Raw genomic sequence first — 17,420 nt, forward strand, 5'->3', positions numbered from 1 at the left:
TATGACATCATCAACGGGGGATCTTTCACGACGCTGCTCATCATCATGGATGTGGGCGGCTTTGGCTGTTTATACGGTGCTGTATGTGATCCTGCTTATCGTCCAAAATCCGGCGATGCTGAGTGCGGCCCTGCCCGTCCCTCCGCTGCTGGCCTACTTGGCCTGCCGCTTCTTTTCCCGGTTTCCTCCAGGGTCGGAGAAATGGAGAAGACTGCTGCTGGCCGCGTTTCTGTCCCAGCTGGCCGGCGATCTGCTTGCGGCAGCCGAGCCCTTATTCCTTGCCTCCGGTGAAGCCGGCGGCTTCGGCTTTACCGCAGTAAAACTCCTGGTTTACCTTGTTCCCAGGCTGTGCATGCTTATGTACCTGATCGGCTATGCCCGCAAATTCATGAGCGGCCACACCAGGATGGAGCTGCTCTGGGACTGGATCACCCTGTTGGAATGTGTTGTCGGCACGGTCTGGTTTATCTCTCTCCAGGGCAATTTGCTTGACGTTTCCGGATTTGACCTGAAGACCGCCGTTGTGCTGGCGTATACGGTGCTTTCCCTGTCCACCCTGTCTCTGATTCTGCTGGTTTCCCTGTATGCCGACAACAAATCCCGTACCGCCGGGTTTGTTTTGCTGCTGCTGGGCGTGGGCATTTCGGCTTGCGCCGATCTGGTGCAAACGCTGCACTTCCGGATGTTCACCGGCACTTCGGCGAACATTGCTTACAGGTCCGCCGCTCTGTTGCTGGCTGCGGGGGTATTGGCATACCACCGGCCTGTGCGGCAGCCGTCCTGCGGCTCCCGGTGGAGCTGGCTGGCGCTGGGAGACCGCTCCCTCAAAGCGGGCGTCCTGTTTGCGGCTTACCCTCTCCTGGTGCTGTTCACAACGGGGGTGTCCGCCAATGTGCTGCTCTATTTTTCCATTATCATCATGTCCTACTTTCTGGTCCGCCTGTACGCCAAGCAAAACCGCGCCACGAAGAAGCTTCTGGATGCGGAGCGGCAATATACGGAAAGTCTGCAGCTTTATCTGAATGTCATTGAGCAATCCCCCTTATCCATCGTCATTACGGATACGGACGGCAATATCGAATACACCAATCCCTATTTTTCGGAGGTGACCGGATATCCCAGGGAAGAGGCGCTTGGCAAAAATCCGAGAATCCTGCGGACAGGGCAAACCGGCGCCGATGTGTACCGGGAGATGTGGGAGACGATTCTGAAGGGGGAAACCTGGAAGGGCGAATTTATCAACCGGAAAAAAAGCGGCCTGGAGTACGAAGAAGCCGTGATTATCTCGCCCATCAAGAATGCGCAGAATCGGATTACCCATTTCGTCGGCATCAAGGAGGATGTCTCCGAGTACAAGCGGATTCGCAAGGAGCTGTCCAACCAGCTTTACTTTATTAACCAGCTGATCGACACTCTGCCTAACCCCGTGTTTTATGTAGACTGCGAGGAGCGTTTTGTCGGCTGCAACCGGGCGTACGAGGATGCCTTCCGGGTCAGCCGCGGCCAATTGCTGGGCATAAAGCTCCAGGAGTTCGCCCATGTATCCGCCAAGAGCTATGGGGAATTCAGCTGGGCCAAGCAGCAGGTTCAGGCTTCGGGCAAGCCGGTTACCATCCAGATGAAGCGGATGTTCGCCGACCGGCTGGAGCGGGATATTCTCTATACCGTCTCGGCCTACCGGCTGTCGGATGGAAGCGTCGGCGGCCATATGGGGATCATGACTGATATCAGCAATCTGATGCAAAAGGAACAGCAGCTGAAGGAGGCTTTGCGGCTGGCCGAGGAGGCCGCCCAGGCCAAGTCCCAGTTCCTGGCCAATATGAGCCATGAAATCCGGACGCCCATGAATGCCATTATCGGGCTGGCTTATCTGGCGCTGCGCACGGAGCTTACCGGCAAGCAGAAGGATTACATCTCCAAAATACATAACGCAGGAAAATCCTTATTGGGTGTTTTGAACGATATTCTCGACATATCCAAGATTGAATCCGGAAAGCTGCAAATGGAGCAGGTTGATTTTGTGCTGGAGGATGTTATCGGCCATACCATCGCTCTGGTCACCCAGCAGGCCCATGACAAGGGGCTGGAGCTTCTGTTCCGGCTGGGTTCGGACATTCCCCGGAGCTTGACGGGAGACCCCTTGCGGCTGGGGCAAATTCTGGTGAACCTCCTGAGCAACGCTGTAAAGTTTACCGAGGAAGGCCAGGTGGAGCTTCGGATCGAGAAGCTGTCCGCATACCGGGATAAGGCGGAGCTGAAATTCTCCGTGTCGGATACGGGCATCGGCATGTCCGAGGAAGCCAGATCCAGGATGTTCCAGGCCTTCATGCAAGCGGACAATTCCACAACCCGGAAGTATGGGGGAACCGGTCTGGGGTTGGCCATCAGCAAGGAGCTGGTGGAAATGATGGGCGGGTCCATATGGGTGGAAAGTGTGGAAGGGGAAGGCAGTGTGTTCAGCTTCAAGGCCTGGTTTGCGATTCCGGAAGCGGCTCTCGTCCAGAGCCGGATTGTGCCGGAGCGGCTGGACGGCCTGCGGGTTCTGGTGGTGGACGACAACCTGACAGCCCGGGAAATTCTGTCGGATTACCTGGCCCAGATGCGCTGCCGTGTGGAAACGGCGGAATCCGGGGAGGAGGCTGTCCGCGCCGTTGCCGAGGCGGATGCGGTCCACCCCTTCGACCTGGTTCTGCTCGACTGGAAGATGGAAGGAATCTGCGGTCTGGAGACCTCCATTTTGATCCGGAACCACCCGTCCGTCCGCAGCCAGCCCGCCATTATTCTCGTTACCGCCTTCGGTGAGGACAGTCTGAAGAAGCAGGCGGAGGAGGCCATGGTCAATGATTTTTTGGTGAAGCCTGTCAGCGAATCCATGCTGTTTGATGCGGTGGTGCGGATTTTCGCGCCGTCGCCGACGGAGCTGGAGGGCCGCCATCCCCAGTCCGGCGCCGCCGATATGGAGGGGGATGTGCTGCTGGTGGAGGATCATGAGATTAACCAGCAGATTGCCGCGGAGCTTCTGACAAGCAGGGGATTGCGGGTGGATATTGCAGGCAACGGGGCCATTGCGGTGGAAAAAATGAGGAATGCTTCTTCGGCCGCTCCGTACCGCTTTATTCTGATGGATTTGCAGATGCCGGAGATGGACGGCTTTGAAGCGGCCCGCCGGATCAGAGCCATGGGGCATACGCTGCCTATCATCGCCATGACGGCCCGCACTCTGCCGGAGGAGCGGGAGATGTGTCTGGCAGCCGGGATGAACGACCATGTGGCCAAGCCCATTGATCCGGATATTCTGTTTGCCGCCATCCGGCGGATTGCGCTGGCCGGGCTGCCCGAAGCGGCGGCTGCTGCCGGGGAGGACAATCCGGCGGGAGCCCGAGTTCCGGAACCGGGCAGGCAAGAGCTTTGGCCTTCCGGCATCGACGGCATCGATCTGGAGGACGGCCTCCGCCGGGTTGGGCATCATGCGGAGCTGTACCGCAGGCTGCTGCTGAATTTTGCCGACAACCAGACGGATACTGCCGTACCGATCCGCTACGCGCTCCGGCAAGGAGACCTGGAGACGATCCGGCGGCTGATTCACAACCTGAAGGGTGTAACGGCCAACCTGGGCATTTGGGCAATCAGCAGCTTATGCGAAAGGATCGAAAGGAAGCTGCAGCAGGATGGGGATGAGCAGGATATCGCCAGGGAGGCCGAGGAGCTGGAGCGGCTTCTCCGCCGGATTGCAGCGGAGATCAAGGAGCGGCTTCCGGCGGCCGCCGCGGTCCAGCCGGAGTTGACCTTCCGCGCGGAGCCTACTGTACAAACCCTCCGCAAGCTGTCGGATATGCTGCGGGACAGCGACAGCGAAGCTGTTGACTATTATGAAGCCATCAAGCATGAGCTGGCCCCGCTTCTTTTGCCGGACGAACAAAGTCACCTGGGAAATTGCCTCAAGCATTATGAGCTGGAGGAGGCGGCCGCCGTTATCGAAGCCGTTCTCGCCCGCCATCCGGCCATGAAGGAAAGGAGCGATGACAGCCTATGAATATCAAGCCGGTTATTCTGGTGGTTGACGATACACCGGACAATTTGTCCCTGTTGAGCGGTCTGCTGAAGGAGCACTACAAGGTAAAGGTGGCCACATCGGGAAGCAAGGCCCTGCAGATCGCCAAAGCCGCGCCTCCCGATCTGGTGCTGCTGGATGTTATGATGCCTGTGATGGACGGTTATGAGACCTGCCGTCGCTTTAAGGAGGATGAGGACTTAGCGGATATTCCGGTGATTTTCCTGACGGCCAAAAGCGATACGGAGGATGAAAACAAGGGATTTGCCTGCGGCGCCGTGGATTATATTATTAAGCCCATCAGCTCCGCCATTCTGCTCTCCCGGGTGAAAACCCATCTGGAGCTGAAGCAGACCAAGGATTTTCTGAAAAACCAGAACGAGTTTCTGGAGCTGGAAGTGTCGCGGCGGATCAAGGAAATCTCCCGGATTCAGGAAGCGACCATCATGTCCATGGCGGCGCTGGCAGAAATCCGGGATACGGATACGGGCAACCATATCCAGCGCACCAAGCTGTACATACATGAGCTGGCCACCTGGCTGGCCAAAACAGCCAAATACAGCAAATACCTGAATCAGGAAAATATCGACCTGATCGTTACCTCCTCCCCTCTCCATGACATCGGGAAGGTGGGCATTCCCGACCACATCCTGCTGAAGCCCGGCCGCTTGACCTCTGAGGAATTCGATATTATGAAGACTCATACTGTATTGGGCAAGGAGGCCATTGACCGGGCCGAGCGGGTTATGGACAAGACGGAGACCTTCCTGCATTTCGCCAAGGAAATCGTATATTCCCACCACGAGAAGTGGAACGGCACCGGATATCCGGAAGGGCTGGCGGGGGAGGAGATTCCCCTGTCGGCGCGGCTGATGGCGGTAGCGGATGTGTACGATGCCCTAACCAGCAAGCGGGTGTACAAGGAAGCCTTCTCCCATGAGCAGGCGGTGGAGCATATTGCGCGGGAGTCGGGCGCCCATTTTGACCCGGACATTATTCAGGTGTTCCTGAAATGCCAGCACCGCTTTCGGGAAATTGCCGAGCAGTACAAGGAGCTGCGGGGTGCGGCCGCGGAATAGCGGGCCATCAGAAAGCTCTGAATTTGGGTGCGGTTGGCTTCGGAGCTTCGCCGACTTGTCGGCCTGGGGCAGTCGCTACCGATTTTGCTGCAAATAGGCTATAATAAAGGCATGATGTGATTCTGGCACAATGTTAAGGAGGAGCTTCTTTTGGAAATGCGGGGCCTTATGGGCGGATTCTACCGGATATCGGAATGGATCATGCGGTTGACCGCCATCAATCTTTTGTGGGTAATTTGTTCCATCCCGGTCTTTTTCATGTTGCTGACCATGTTGGCTTCACCGGAAATGACCACTGATCTTTTGCTGTCTTCGTTATGGATGATCGCGATCTTGTGTCCGTTTACATTGATCCCGGCTACAGCCGCCATGTACGGCGTTGCCCGCAAGTGGGTCATGGGGGACACGGATGTTCCTTTGTTCAAAACCTATTTCCGCTGCTATAAAGAGAACTACAAGCAAGCCATGCTGGGCGGTCTTTTGTTTTTGGCCATCGGCGTTCTCTTGATCGTCTGCATCCGGTTCTATTCCTCCCAGACGAATGCGCTGCGTTGGCTTTCCTTTTTGTTTATCTCCTTTGGTGTGGTGTTCATCGGCGCTTTGCTGAATTTCTTTTCGCTGATTGTCCATTTCCACATGAAGCTGTTTCAATTGTTGAAGAATGCGTTTATTATGACCATGGGGCAACCGTTCACCTCCATCGGGATTCTGGCAACCAATGCGGTTATTGTTTACATCAGCACCCGGTACACTTTCCTGATTCCGTTCTTTATGGGCAGCGTCAGCGCCTTCGTCACCTTCTGGTATTTCTACCGCGGGTTCCAGCGGCTTCAGGACAAGGCGGAGAAGGCCAAGGAGAAGGCCGGCGAGCTGGAGGAAGCGGAAGAGGATGAGCTGAACGCGCCGACAAAGCTGTAGGGGCTGTCTTATAACCCCCTCCCCCGGAGTTTTCAGACGGTATATTCTGACAATTTACTTTTGCTTTCGGCAGGCATATAATAAAGACACATTCCTGCGATGTGCGTAACAGTCCTCCGTTGTTTTGAACCAATGAATGTTTCTAGGGAGATCTAGATTGCCGCGCGGCTGACCCGCCCCCCTGATGCGGGGGACTTCAAAAGCGCAGCTGCGATCACCCACCTGCGAGAGCGGGTTTGAAGCATAGAGGACCGGACGGCATAGGCGGGTCACCCAAAAGCTCCTTCTTCGGAAGGAGCTTTTGGTGTTTGGTGGGGAGGGGGATGGGAGTCTCTCGCGAATCATTATCTGACCTGGTTTGCAAGCAACGTAAGCCTGATGGGCCTCTGTTAAACGGAGTATGGGTCAGGCAGGTACGCTGCTGTTGCGGAACTCAGCGACTCTTATAGCGGGGAAAACGGGAGTGTGGAGGATTAGCGGAACTCAGAAACCGTTGTATCCCTGATGCGGCGAAAATAGGGAGAAAATGAGGCTTCAACGGGGAATAAGCGCTTCTCAGTTCCGCAAAGGTGGGAATAAGCGGCAAAAGCCGCTTTAAGAGTCGCTCAGTTCCGCTACGCTCTTTTAGGCGCAGAGAGGGGGGATGAGCGCAGGCCGTTTCCGTTTCCCGGTGAACCATTGGCATAGGATACTTATGATAGAGGAGGAGCTGCGCGGTCGCTCATCCTCGAGATACTCCGATAGGAGTTCGTTTTTCTCAAGCAGAGAAAAAAGCCCGGCGTCCCCCCAAAAAGGAGGACGCCGGGCTTGCTTCGCCATTATTGCTGGACCGCCAGCGCGCTTAACTGATGGAAAGAATCGCGCAGGGTCGGGTACATGCTGCGGTAAAGCCGGTAATACGCCTCGTAGCGGGCGCTGTTCTCCGGGTTGGGCTCCGTTCTGTGCTCCACGCGAATCCACTCTTCGCACAGCGAGGAGATTTCGCGGCCCAGTACGCCCGAGGCTGCCATAACGGCTGCGCCGTAAGCCGGCCCGTCGGTGGAGTTCACCGTCACCACCGGATAGCCGAAGATGTCGGCGATCATCTGCCGCCAGAAGGGGCTTCTGGCGCCGCCGCCGTTGACCCGCAGCTCGCTGATCTCCACGGAGGATTCCTTCATCAGCTCCAGGGAATCCCGCAGGCCGAAGGTGATGCCCTCCAGCACGGCGCGGGTTAGGTGGGCCTTGGTATGCCGCAGGTTCAAGCCCACAAAAGCCCCCCGTGCCCGCGGATCGGGATGGGGCGTACGCTCACCGGTGAGATACGGCAGGAACAGCAGCCCTTCGCTGCCCAAAGGCGCTGTTTCCGCCAGGGCAGTAAGATACTCGTAGGCGTCCCGGCCTTCCTTGGCCGCCTTCTCCAGCTCCTCATAGCCGAACTGGTTGCGCCACCATTGGAAGGAGCCGCCGGCGGAGAGCATCACGCCCATCCGGTGCCACTTGCCGGGAACGCCATGGCAGAAGGAGTGCAGGCGGAACTCGCTGTCCATGTGGCATTCCTCATCATGGACGAACACCACGCCGGAGGTGCCCAGAGCCACCGAGGCGATGCCCTTCCTGACCACGCCCACGCCCACTGCGCCGCAGGCCTGGTCGCCGCCGCCGGCAACCACCGGGGTGCCGGCAGCCAAGCCGGTGGCCTCCGCCGCTTCCGGCAGCAGATGGCCGGCAATATCATTGCTCTCGAAGAGCGGCGGCAGCCACTCGAAAGGAATCTCCAATGCGCCGGCCACTTCCTGGGACCAGGCCCGTTTGGCTACATTCAGCAGGAGGGTGCCGCTGGCATCGGCTACATCCATGCCCAGCTTCCCGGTCAATTGAAGCCTTACATAATCCTTGGGCAGAATCAGATGCCGCGTCCGGTTGAACAGCTCCGGCTCATGCCGCTTCAGCCACACCGCCTTCGGCGCGGTGAAACCGGTCAGCGCCTTGTTGCCGGTGAGCTCACCCAGCTTTTGCTTGCCTATGGTTTCTTCAATCCAGGTGCATTCGGCCTCCGTCCGCTGATCGCACCACAGCAGGGCGGGGCGGACCACCTTCAGCTCCTCATCCAGGAAAACAGAACCGTGCATCTGGCCGGACAGTCCAACACCCGCCACCTGGGCTGCGGAAATTCCCGTTTTGGCCAGCAGGCCGCGGATACAGGCGGCGGACTGGTTCCACCAATCCTCGGGATGCTGCTCCGCCCAGCCGGGATGCGGCTGCAGAAGCGGGTATTCCTCGCTGTGGCTGCCGGCCACCGAGCCGTCCTCCGCCACCAGAATGCACTTTACGGCAGAAGTGCCGAGATCAATGCCCAAGAAATAATTCATCCTATCGTGCTCCCTTGTAAGATTATCCCTCAAAAGTGACGGTTGCCCCGAAATGAAATCCAAGTGCTTTTGGGGCGCTCCCGTATGAAAATCCTTGTTTCCAGCTTTATTATAACATAGTTTGTTAAATGAATAAACTTAGATTTTGAGGTCTGATCGCCGCGGACACCGCCGCCGGAAGGCCGGAGCCCGGAAGGGCAATCCCGGGATGCGGCGCAATTCCAACCTCTGTGAAAAAGACTTGCCCGATGGTCCTGGCACATCCTGGCGGTGCTGTTTAGGACTGCTTTGGATTTTGTGCCGCGGCTTCAAGGCTTTTGTACATTTTCGGAGTAACGCCGTAATGCTCCTTGAACTTTTTGATGAAATAGCCGGAGCTGTTAAAGCCGCAGAGCCGGGAAATCTGCTCCACCGTATCATCTGTTCCCGTAATCAGCTCCATGGCCTTGGCCAGCCGGATTTGGGTTACGTAATCGGTGAAGTTCATGCCTGTTTCGTCCTTGAATACCTTGCTTAAGTATCTGGGGCTTAATGAAACATGGGAGGCTGCCGATTCCAGGGAGATATCCGCCCTGTAGCAGTCTTGCACGTAGCGGCGGAGCTCATCGATGACATCGCTGCCCCTGGCCTTCTGCTTGCTCTCCAGGTACAGGAAGACGGCCTGCACACAGGACAGGAGCCACTCCTCCATCTGCCGGATGTGGCGGATATGGCGGAAGCTTTCCCACGCTTCCGCGGGAAACAGCTCCTTGTACGGAATATGCAGCTCCCGCAGATAACCTCTGAATTCCCCCACCAGCTCCCGGATGCGCTGGTGTCCGTGTTCGGCAGAATAAGGGCCCGAGCTGACTTGAGCCAGGAAATTACGCACGAAGGCTTTGACATCGGGATAGGAGCCTGACTTCAGCAGCTGCGAAAACCCGGCGAAAACAGCCTCGTCGATCACCGCGCCGCTGTGCTCACGCTCCATCAGCTCCGGTCCGGACAGAATGCCGTTTTCCGGAAGAAAATATTTGTACGAAAGGGCAGTTTGCGCTTCCGTGTAGGACAGATGCAGATCAAGCGGGAAAATCACCCATGATCCAAATGCAGCTGTTGCGCTCAGCATATAGTTTTCACGGATATAGGCGGTGACCTGCTGCGCGATCCGGTGCACCCGAGCCAGGTCGCCGCTGTTCGTCGCCAGAATGACGCCCACCCGGTAATGGGATAAGGCCGTGGCCAGAAAAGACGCCCCGCCTCCGGAATTTTCCTCAATCTGGCTCACCAGGCTGTATTGGATAAACTGGGCATTCTCTGCGCTCAATGAGGAAATTTGTACCGGATCAAGCTCCATGATCAAAGCGGTGTAATAAGAGCCCTGCCAGTTGAGCTTCAAAAGCCGGAGCATCTCCTCGTATTCCTCCTGCCGGGTAAAGGCTTGCTGCATCAGGCCTGTAACCAGATGATGCTTGATTAGCGGCATATTGTCCTCGAAGGTTCGCTCCAGCTCCGTTACCTTCAGGGTCAGATGGTTGATGACATGGTCAATAGTCTGAAGCTCATTTTCCCCCTTGTTCCCAAAAGCGGGCACAGCGGTCTGGGCGCTGCTTCGCAGACGGTGCATCAGCAGCTTCAGAGGGTTATAAATCCGCAGTGTAAAAATATTGGAGAGAAGCATGCCGATGGATATGGCGGCCAAACAGATGATGAGAAAGGTATTGCGGATGGCGATGGACTTCCGGTAATACTGGTCCACCGGTGTCAGATTGACCAGCCGCCAGCCGCTTTGCCCCAAGGTGGTATAAGAAGCGATGCTGCTTGTACCGTAATTGCCCAGGAAATTCCCCTCGCTTTCGTCCATGCCGTTGATCCGCATATTCAGGCTGTCCACCTGCTCCGCCGCCAGCCGACCGTCTCCCTTGCTTTTGACCATCAGGTTTCCATGGGGGTCCAGCAGGAAAAAGGTGCTCCGGTCGCTGCTTCCCTCCGGCTCCAAATAGCGTGTTATGGCATCCGGCTTCAGGCGGATGGATACGAACCCGCTGGCTTTCCCCGCCGTGGCTGCGAAGGGATAAGCGCGGACAAACAGCAATTGCTCCGTTTCTGCGGAATCGGCTGTATCCTGTCCGTCGGCACGCAGCCATAGGGTATTGATGCCTGAACGCTCCATCTGCTCGATCCAGGCGTTATTGCCTGCCAGCTCCTCGTTTAATTGGCTATAGCCCCGCCCGCCGGAGGACAGCACGGCCTTGGTATTGCGGTAAAAAATTTCGATGGATTCCACCAGATCATCATTGGCTGTGACCATCTGGGTCAAATAGCGGTTGGCCTCCAGAAGCTTGCTGTGATTGCCGGCCAGAGGCTGGTCGAAGAAAATCATCAGGTCGCTGTTGCGCGGCTGGTCCATCACGATATCCACATAAAGCTGCTCGGTTCTGCGGATGGCGTTGCGGTCAATCATATCGGAGAGATGATGAAGCATCCGGACGTTGACCTTTTCGATCTGTTCATTGAAGTTCTTGGAGAAATACCAGTACGAGCTGACGCCAAGAGCGGAGATGGATACGAAGATCAGGATCGCGTAAGAGGTGACAAGCTTGTAGTATACCGTGTTGAAGCGGGACAATCTCTTCATGTTGCTGGCCCCTTTTACATGTCTTTTTCCCATTATAGCACCAAATTCTTTCAAGAAAGCGCTTTATCCGAATCTTGCAATCAGCGTCGGTCTTTCCTATTGCCCATCTTCGCTTTTTGGCATGATCGTGAAATCTTGCAATTGAACACCCGGCTGCCGCGGCCTATGGTTAAGGGGCAAGAGAAGCCATCACGAAAGGATTGAATTCACCATGGCAGATTTACAGCATGCCGCTGCCGCCAAACCTTCTGCATTCCCCCGAATTTTGAAAAAGAGGCCTTTGTACCGCTATTGGAAATACCGCTATCTGCTTCTGATGTTTATTCCCGCCATTGTGTACTACATTGTCTTTCATTACATGCCGATATACGGCATTCTCATCGCCTTCAAAAACTACAAGTTCAGTCAGGGCATCTGGGGAAGCAGTTGGGTGGGGCTGGAGCACTTCCGCGATCTTTTTGCCCTGGAGAGCTTCTGGCAGGTATTCCGCAATACCATGATCATCAGCTTCTACAAGCTGGTTTTCGGCTTCCCCGCTCCCATTATTCTGGCGATCCTGCTCAATGAGGTGCGTTTGGTTGCGTTCAAGCGGGTGTTTCAGACGGTTACCTATATGCCACATTTTTTGTCCTGGATCGTGGTTTCCGGCATGTTCATCCAATTTTTCTCGCCCTCCGGCGGCCCCGTGAACGTAGTGCTGCAAATGCTGGGCATGAAGCCCATCTATTTCCTGGCGGATGTGAACTGGTTCCGGCCGGTTCTGGTCATCACCGATATCTGGAAAGGCGCAGGCTGGAGCTCCATCATCTATCTGGCGGCGCTGACGGGCATTAATCCCGAGCTGTACGAGGCGGCTACCGTGGACGGCGCAGGGCGGTTTGCCCGCATCCGCTATATTACCCTGCCGTCCCTGGTGCCGGTGATTACCATCATGCTGATCTTCGCCGCGGGCAGCATCATCAATGATGACTTCGACCAGGTGTTCAACCTGTACAATACGGCCGTTTACAGCGTGGGCGATGTGATCAGCACCTACACCTACCGCAAGGGACTGGTGGGCATGGAGTACAGCTTTGCCACCTCGGTGGGATTGTTCAAGAACGTGCTTGCCTTCCTTATCCTGCTTATTGCCAATACCATTGCCAAGAAGGTTAATGATTACGGCTTATGGTAAGCCATCCATCCCCAATGATGAAAGGAGCGCATTTGCGTGAAGCACCAAACATTTTCCGAACGGCTTTTTGATGTGGCCAATCTGTTTCTCTTGACTTTGCTGGGGATTGCCACGCTGTATCCATTTTTGTTCATGATGAAGCTGTCCTTTAGCTTAGGCGGCTCCATGGCGGATCTCAGCCTGATTCCCGATCAACTGACCCTGTCCAATTACGTCAAGGTGTTGACCGACTCAGCGATTGTCGACGGGTTTCTGCGCACTCTGCTGCGGACGGGCTTAGGCACAGTGTTAACGGTTATGGCCTGCATTCTGACCGCCTATCCCCTGGCCAAGCCTTATTTTCCCAACCGCAGCTTCTGGACGGCATTTATTGTCTTCACCATGTTTTTCTCCGGCGGCTTGATTCCCATCTACCTGCTGGTCAAAAGCCTGGGCATGATGAATTCCATCTGGGCGCTTTTGATTCCGGGTCTGATTCCTACCTTCTCGATGATTATTGCCCGGAACTTCTTCATGTCCCTGCCGGAGAGTCTGGAGGAATCGGCGCGGATTGACGGAGCCAATGAGTTTGTCATCCTGTTCCGCATTGTCGTTCCCATCTCCATGCCGATTATTGCCACTCTGGTTCTCTGGACGGCGGTGCATCATTGGAACGCCTGGTTTGATTCCCTCATTTATATTGCCAACCCCAAACACCAGGTTCTCCAGGTTATTCTGAGGCGAATTGTGCTGGAGGGGACCAAGGAGCTGGTGGATACAACCAGCATCGGAGCGGAGGGAGTCAGCTCCAATCCGGATACGATCAAGGCGGCGACGGTTATGGTGGCCACCCTGCCCATTATTCTGTTCTATCCGTTCCTGCAGAAATATTTTGTCAAGGGGATGCTGGTAGGGTCGTTGAAGGGCTGACGAAGGAGCAATGACAGTTTGGCTGTCTTGCCGATAGATGGTATAAACAAAACAGGAGGTCGTTTTCAGATGAAAAAATGGAAGAGAGCATCTGCCTGCGTGCTGGCGTTGGGGATGAGCGTAGGCGCCTTGGCCGGCTGCGGCGGAGCAGACGAGGCCACGGGAAGCGGCGGGGAGACGCCGGACCAGAACAAACGGTATACCTTCACGATGACATCCGAGCAAATGGCGCCGCTGGAGGCCGACGGGGAGTTGGTGAAATATTGGGAGGATAAGTTCAATGTTGATTTTGATGTGTGGAATCTGGACTCATCCAAGTATAATGATCTTTTGAATCTCCGCTTTGCCGGGGGAGAGATTCCGGACAAGATGGTGGTGAAGTCCGCGGTGGATCTGCAAAAATATGCGGATCAGGATCTGCTTGCCGAAATACCGTTGGAGATGCTGCAAAAGAACGCCCCCATCATTTACAAAAGTCTGATCAATTTTGAGCCCAAGGCCTTCCAGTACACCAAGATAGACGGAAAAATCTACGGCATCCCCATGGTCAGCGCGGAGAACCGCTACCATGTGCCGATTGTGTACCGCGGAGATTGGATGAAGAATGTTGGCGTGAACCAAGCCCCCCAAACCCTGGAGGAATTGGAGACGCTGATGTACAAGTTTGCCAATGAAGATCCCGATAAGAACGGCAAGAAGGATACCTACGGGCTGTCGGCCACCGGTTTGGACATGGTCTACGGGGCATATGGCTATCTTCCCCGCTTCTGGGCGGAAAAGAACGGCAAGCTGGTATATGGAGGCATTCAGCCGGAAACCAAGCAGGCGTTGGCCACCTTGGCCAAATGGTACAAGGACGGGATCATCGATCCCGAATTTATTACCGGGGAGAACAAGGGCGGGTATTTCTCCATATCCCATGCCTTCAATGGTTCCAAAATCGGCTTTACCCAGATCGGTTCTTATTATCATTGGAAGCCTCTGCTGTTTGACGGAGACACAGCCTCCAACAGCTACCTGGATTTGCAAAAGGCCAACCCCCAGGCTGCAGAGAGCCTGGTCTATGGCACTCCGGTGAAGGGGCCCGAAGGCAAGTCGGGTGTTCCCTCCACAGGCAATCTGCTCTCCGGCAGCTATGTGAGCTTCGGCAAGCAGCTGGAGAAGGAGCCGGACAAAATGGCCAAGCTGCTGCAAATTTTTGACGCCATGAATGCGGATTACGAAAGCGCCATGACCGCCTTGTTCGGCATCAAGGGGGAGCATTGGGAGTTGAATGCAGCGGAGGTTCCGGTGATGCTGAACGGGCTGACCAACAAGGAGATTTCGCAAATTGGCGGCCATACCCAGCTCAATTCCTTCCAATTGCCGGAATGGACCACCAAACGGACCCAGCAGCGGGTGGACTGGGCGGTGGAGCGCAAGTTTGACCAAAATGTGGTGTATGACCAGCTGCGTTCCAATCTGCCCTCCAATGCCAAGTATCTGGCCGAGCTGAACAAAATCCAGGACGAGGCGTTCATCTCCATCATTGTGGGCGACAAGCCCGTTGATTACTTCGATGAATTTGTGGCCAAGTGGAGAAAAAGCGGTGGAGAGCAGTTGGAGAAGGAAGCGGCCGAATGGTACGCCGCCATGCAGAAGTAGGGCTGAACCATTCGCCAAGAAAAGGACATCCAACCATGCGAAAAATCCGGCAGAAGGCCGGAGGCTCCGCGGGCGGATGTCCTCTTTGTGCCGCGCCAGAAAAAATCGGCTTTGGGGCAAAAAGGACTCTTGTATATTTTCGCAGAGACTGCTAAAATAAACTCATCAGATACTTTATTTAGTAAATAAAGAAAGTAGGTGCTTATGGAAATATTTCATACCGCCAATAAAAGTCTGATCAAGGACATGAACACTTCCACCATTCTGCAGATTGTGCGCACCAAGGGGCCCATTTCCCGGGCGGAAATCTCCAAGCTCACGGGACTGAATCCCGCTACCGTATCCAGCAATACGGCGGGGCTGATGGAGCTGGGGCTGGTCAGGGAGACCGGGATCGGCGTGTCCAGCGGCGGGCGGAAGCCCTTGCTGCTGGAGCTGAATCCGGAGGCGTATTATGTAGTCGGCGTGGATATGGGCACCACCGACGTAGCTGTAGGCATCACGGATTTGGAAGGCCATATTCACCGCAAGATTACGCTTCCTTTTGGAGGCGCGGCAGAGCCGGAAGAGATTATGGGCATCATCGGGCAAGCGATCCGCATGGTGCTGGATGAATCGGGAATGGACACCGAGCGGTTTCTCGGCATCGGCATGGGCATTCACGGGCTGGTGGACCCGGACAAGGGCGTTTCCCTGTTTGCTCCGGCATTCCAATGGAAGAATGTCCATGTGGCCCAACTGTTCAGCGAGCAATTCGGGCTTCCCGTGTCCATCGACAATGACGCCCGGGTGATGGCGCTGGGGGAGAAATGGTTCGGCAAGGCCAAGGCCGTCTCCAACTTTTTCTTCCTGAATATCGGCACAGGAATCGGCTCGGGTATCTACCTTAACGGAGAGCTTTTGAAGGGAGCCCACTTCGGGGCAGGGGAGATCGGGCATATCCGCATCGCCAGCCATCAGGAAAAACCCTGCTTCTGCGGCAAAACAGACTGCCTGTCCACCGCAGCCTCCGGGCCCGCCCTGGAGGATATGGCGCGGAAGGCCGCTGCCAGAGGCCAGGCGCCCATGCTGGCGGAGCTCAGCAATGGCGAGCTGGAGGCTATCACCGGCGAGCTGATCCACCAGGCCGCCCTTCAGGGCGATGATTTTTCCATCCGCCTGCTGGATCAGGCGGGACGGCATATCGGGGACGCGCTGTCCCTGGTGATCAATCTGCTGAATCCGGAGATGGTGCTGATCGGCGGCGGGGTGGCCAACGGAGGGGATTTCATTTTTCGGGGCATCAAAGAGGAGATCGCCAACCGGTCCATGCAGCATAACATCGAGCACATCTATATCGGCCCGGCCGGGCTGGGGGATGATTGCGGCATTATCGGCGCCGCCACCCTGATTCTGCGCAGTGTTTTCAGCAATCCCAATCAATACAGTACCTAGAACCATCCCTCAAAAATACTACAAAAAAAGGATGATCATCCAATGGCAAATGTGGAACAATTGAAAGAACAGTTTGTCGGGCTGCACGGCGGCAGCGCGGCGGATATCCGGGTTTTCTTCGCCCCCGGACGGGTTAACCTGATCGGCGAGCATACGGACTATAACGGCGGCTATGTGTTCCCGGCGGCGCTGACCTTCGGCACCTTTATGCTGATCCGCAAGCGGGAGGACGATACCATTCGTCTGGCCTCCACCAACTTCGAGCTGAAGGTGGAGTTTCAACTGAAGGACGCTGTATATGAAGAAGCGCATGACTGGGCCAACTATCCCAAATCCATTCTGGTCCATCTGGAAAAGCGGGGCTTCAGCTTCGGCGGCTACGACGTGCTGTACCATGGCGAAATCCCCAACGGAGCCGGACTTTCCTCCTCCGCCTCCATCCATCTGGCTACGGCCATCGGCTTTATGACCATGGAAGGCCATCCCATTGACCGGGTGCAGCTGGCTTTGGCCGCCCAAGAGGCGGAAAACCAGTTCATGGGCGTCAAGTGCGGCATTATGGACCAGTTCGTCATCGCCAACGGCAAAAAGGATCATGCGGTGCTTCTGATGTGCAGCACGCTGGAGTATCAGTTGGTGCCTTTCCAGGCCAAGGGCTACAAGATTGTTGTGGGCAATACCAACAAGCGCCGCGGGCTGGTGGATTCCGAATACAATACCCGCCGGGCCCAATGCGAGCAGGCGGTTGCCGATCTTCAGGCCGCATTCCCCAACCTGAAGCTGCTGGGCGAGCTTAGCCTGGAGCAGTTCGAGGCCAATGCCCATCTGATCAAGGATGTCATCGTGCTGATGCGGGCCCGGCATGTGGTGGAGGAAATCGACCGGGTGCTGAAATCCGTGGAGGCCCTGAAGGCCAACAATCTGGTCCGATTCGGCGAGCTGATGACCGCTTCGGGGGTTTCCCTGCGGGAGCTGTACGAGGTTACCTGCAAGGAGCTGGATGTGATGGTGGAGGAAGCTCTCAAGATCGAAGGTGTGCTGGGAGCGCGGATGACCGGCGCAGGCTTCGGCGGCTGCACGGTTTCCCTGGTCCGCGAGGACAAGGTGGAGGAGTTCATCGAGAAGGTGGGCAAAGCCTACGCCGAACGCACCGATTACAAAGCGGACTTCTACGTGGCCGATATCGGGGACGGCGCCAACGAGTACAAGGGTTAATACTAGGCCCCCGAAAACAGTTCTCTAA

Annotated in this window: 10 protein-coding genes and 1 other RNA gene; 9 read left to right on the top strand and 2 right to left on the bottom strand. The window is 55.9% G+C overall.

The window, feature by feature from the left end; all coding sequences use genetic code 11:
• The first annotated feature begins 1 nt into the window (after position 1).
• The 4 genes from DQG13_RS15170 to ssrS all read left to right on the top strand — a co-directional run bounded on the left by DQG13_RS15170 (position 2) and on the right by ssrS (position 6,323).
• Positions 2–4,033 carry a response regulator gene (locus DQG13_RS15170; protein ID WP_113020622.1) on the top strand — a complete coding sequence of 1,344 codons (4,032 nt, stop codon included), beginning with the start codon at positions 2–4 and terminating at the stop codon, positions 4,031–4,033.
• A complete protein-coding gene (locus DQG13_RS15175) occupies positions 4,030–5,130 on the top strand; it encodes a response regulator (protein WP_113020623.1) in 1,101 nt (366 codons plus the stop codon). The genes DQG13_RS15170 and DQG13_RS15175 overlap by 4 nt, the downstream gene beginning before the upstream one ends.
• A gap of 156 nt (positions 5,131–5,286) precedes the next feature.
• Positions 5,287–6,048: a YesL family protein gene (locus tag DQG13_RS15180; RefSeq protein WP_258525691.1), complete on the top strand. Its 762-nt coding sequence runs from the start codon at positions 5,287–5,289 to the stop codon at positions 6,046–6,048.
• Between the two features lie 88 nt (positions 6,049–6,136).
• Positions 6,137–6,323, top strand: a non-coding RNA gene (ssrS, locus tag DQG13_RS15185) — 6S RNA.
• A 543-nt stretch (positions 6,324–6,866) separates the two neighbouring features.
• On the opposite strand, the gene xylB is transcribed toward ssrS, so the two are convergent.
• Together xylB and DQG13_RS15195 are read right to left on the bottom strand one after the other, a co-directional pair.
• Positions 6,867–8,399 (bottom strand): xylulokinase, encoded by a 1,533-nt coding sequence (gene xylB / locus DQG13_RS15190; protein ID WP_113020625.1) that lies wholly within the window; start codon positions 8,397–8,399, stop codon positions 6,867–6,869.
• A gap of 277 nt (positions 8,400–8,676) precedes the next feature.
• Positions 8,677–11,016 carry a helix-turn-helix domain-containing protein gene (locus DQG13_RS15195; RefSeq protein ID WP_181592764.1) on the bottom strand — a complete coding sequence of 780 codons (2,340 nt, stop codon included), beginning with the start codon at positions 11,014–11,016 and terminating at the stop codon, positions 8,677–8,679.
• Positions 11,017–11,227: 211 nt separating this feature from the next.
• On the opposite strand from DQG13_RS15195, the gene DQG13_RS15200 reads away from it, so the two are divergent.
• The 5 genes from DQG13_RS15200 (at position 11,228) to DQG13_RS15220 (ending at position 17,392) form a co-directional block, all read left to right on the top strand.
• Positions 11,228–12,190, top strand: coding sequence for an ABC transporter permease (locus DQG13_RS15200; RefSeq protein WP_113020627.1), 963 nt, complete (start codon positions 11,228–11,230; stop codon positions 12,188–12,190).
• A gap of 36 nt (positions 12,191–12,226) precedes the next feature.
• A complete protein-coding gene (locus tag DQG13_RS15205) occupies positions 12,227–13,099 on the top strand; it encodes a carbohydrate ABC transporter permease (protein WP_258525687.1) in 873 nt (290 codons plus the stop codon).
• Positions 13,100–13,168: 69 nt separating this feature from the next.
• Complete coding sequence (locus DQG13_RS15210) at positions 13,169–14,743, top strand: extracellular solute-binding protein (RefSeq protein ID WP_113020628.1); 1,575 nt, start codon at positions 13,169–13,171, stop codon at positions 14,741–14,743.
• 204 nt (positions 14,744–14,947) lie between these two features.
• The gene (locus DQG13_RS15215; RefSeq protein ID WP_113020629.1) at positions 14,948–16,177 is read left to right on the top strand and encodes an ROK family transcriptional regulator; all 1,230 of its coding nucleotides are present in this window, start codon (positions 14,948–14,950) and stop codon (positions 16,175–16,177) included.
• Positions 16,178–16,219: 42 nt separating this feature from the next.
• The gene (locus DQG13_RS15220) at positions 16,220–17,392 is read left to right on the top strand and encodes a galactokinase (RefSeq protein WP_113020630.1); all 1,173 of its coding nucleotides are present in this window, start codon (positions 16,220–16,222) and stop codon (positions 17,390–17,392) included.
• Positions 17,393–17,420 lie beyond the last annotated feature (28 nt).

Source organism: Paenibacillus sp. YN15, assembly GCF_003285005.1.
GTDB lineage: Bacteria > Bacillota > Bacilli > Paenibacillales > NBRC-103111 > Paenibacillus_AR.